Annotated in this window: 1 protein-coding gene; it reads right to left on the bottom strand. The window is 60.0% G+C overall.

The window, feature by feature from the left end:
* Window positions 1-180 precede the first annotated feature (180 nt).
* The gene (locus tag FHT92_RS29050) at window positions 181-1,608 is read right to left on the bottom strand and encodes an ISNCY family transposase (protein ID WP_183831645.1); all 1,428 of its coding nucleotides are present in this window, start codon (window positions 1,606-1,608) and stop codon (window positions 181-183) included.
* Between the last annotated feature and the right edge of the window lie 142 nt (window positions 1,609-1,750).

Below are 1,750 nucleotides of genomic sequence, written 5' to 3'. Positions count from 1 at the left end.
TTGTCAAAGCTGGTTAGATGCGCGACGTCGCCAGCCAGTTAGAAATGCGACACTCAGCATCTCCGCTGGCGCTGACGGCAGCCCCCGATCCGACCGGCTGGGCCGGGTTGCGAGGGAGGAGCGGGGGCGGGTGAAGGACACCCCTTCGGCTTTAGCTTTGAGACTATGAGTGCCAGCGGTTCATTCCGCTGCCTCCATGCGCGCCAGCGCCTGCTGCCTTTTGGCAATGACCTCAGGATCATTCATGAAGTCCGTCCGCCGGCCGGGCTTGCGGCCACGCTTTTGGTAGCCGTTGCTCTGGCTGCCATCGCGAATGCCAAACATATGGTCCGTCTGGCCGGTTCGACGCGGCCCGCTCTTGCTGCGCTGCTGTTCACGTCCGGCCTGCATCTCGGCGACGATCGAAAGCATGTCGTCTAGGCGCTTGTTCTCGACGACCTCCGAGCGATGGACCGACCGCAAAGTGTCGAAGGTTCTGTAGGGCAGGACGAAGCTCTCGTGCATGATCTCGAGGCGACCGTCCGGATAGTCGCAAACGACAACCTTCTTTCCCGCCAGCGCCTTGGCCTGCTCCGTCGGATCGAGAATGAACAAGACCTTGTCGTAGCGTAGCGTCAGGGACTGCGACAGCGTGCGGACTTCCTTCCGGCACATGGCGCCATCGAGATTCTCATGTGCGGCGAGGGGGCGGTGCATGTCCTTCGGATTGCGCGGCGGCTTGCCGAACCGGGCATTGAAGTCCGCCATGAACGCCGGCGCATAGGCGTTGGCTGCGTCGATCGTGTCGATGCCGCGCAGCCGCAGTTCCTTGACCAGACGATCCTGCAGCGTCTGGTTGGCCCGTTCCACGCGTCCCTTGGCCTGCGGGGTATTGGCGCAGATGATGTCGATGTTGAGTTCATAAAGAGCCCGGCCGAACTGCGTCAGACCGCTTGTCCGGTCTTTCTCCGAGGCATGGGTCGAACGAAAGACACCGTGCTTGTCGCTGTAAAATGCCAGAGGTTTGCCCCATTGCTGCAGATAGGCCTTCGTCGCATGGAGGTAATCGAAGGTGTTCTCCGATCCGGCGAACCGCAGATGCAATAGTTTGCCGGTGGCGTCATCGATGTAGACCAGCAGTGCGCATTTGGGACCGCGGCTCTCGAACCACCAGTGATGCGATCCATCGATCTGAACCAGTTCACCGAAACAATCGCGCCGGCCGCGCGGCTGGAAGACACGCTGCTTGCGCTCGCGTCGCGATATCCAGATGCCGGCCTCGGTCATCCATTGGCGCAGCGTCTCCTTGGCTACCGAGATGTGATGCAGTTCAATCAGCTTCTCGCGAGCCAGCGTCGGGCCAAAATCCAGATAGCGTTCGCGGATCAGATCCAGCGCCGCATTGCGAAAATCTTCGCTGTGGCGCCGATTGCTTGGCCGCGATCTCTTCTTCGAAACCAGACCGGCCGCACCGGCCCGGTCATAAGCTTGCAGAAGCCTGTGCACCTGGCTTCGACTGAGGTCGAGCAGCTCCGCTGCCTGGACAACGCTTAGGCGTCGATCATTGATCTTTTGAATGACTTCGAGGCGATGCAATTCTTTCTGCGACATGGTGATCAAACAGGACATCACGACTCCAAACGCTCATGGTCTCCACCAGGCTGCGGGTCGTCATCCTTGCTCCCAACGTTGACGTTGACTAGCGCGTCGAGAGGCGAGAGTGTCGCATCTCTAACTGGCCCAACTGTCGCATTACTAAATAGCCCCTACA

The sequence above is a fragment of the Rhizobium sp. BK377 genome, from assembly GCF_014193935.1.
GTDB lineage: Bacteria > Pseudomonadota > Alphaproteobacteria > Rhizobiales > Rhizobiaceae > Rhizobium.
This window is presented reverse-complemented; position numbering and strand designations above follow the sequence as displayed.

Coding starts and splice junctions, on each gene's coding strand:
- FHT92_RS29050 (WP_183831645.1), bottom strand. CDS start 1,608: ATGTCCTGTTTGATCACCATGTCGCAGAAAGAATTGCATCGCCTCGAA.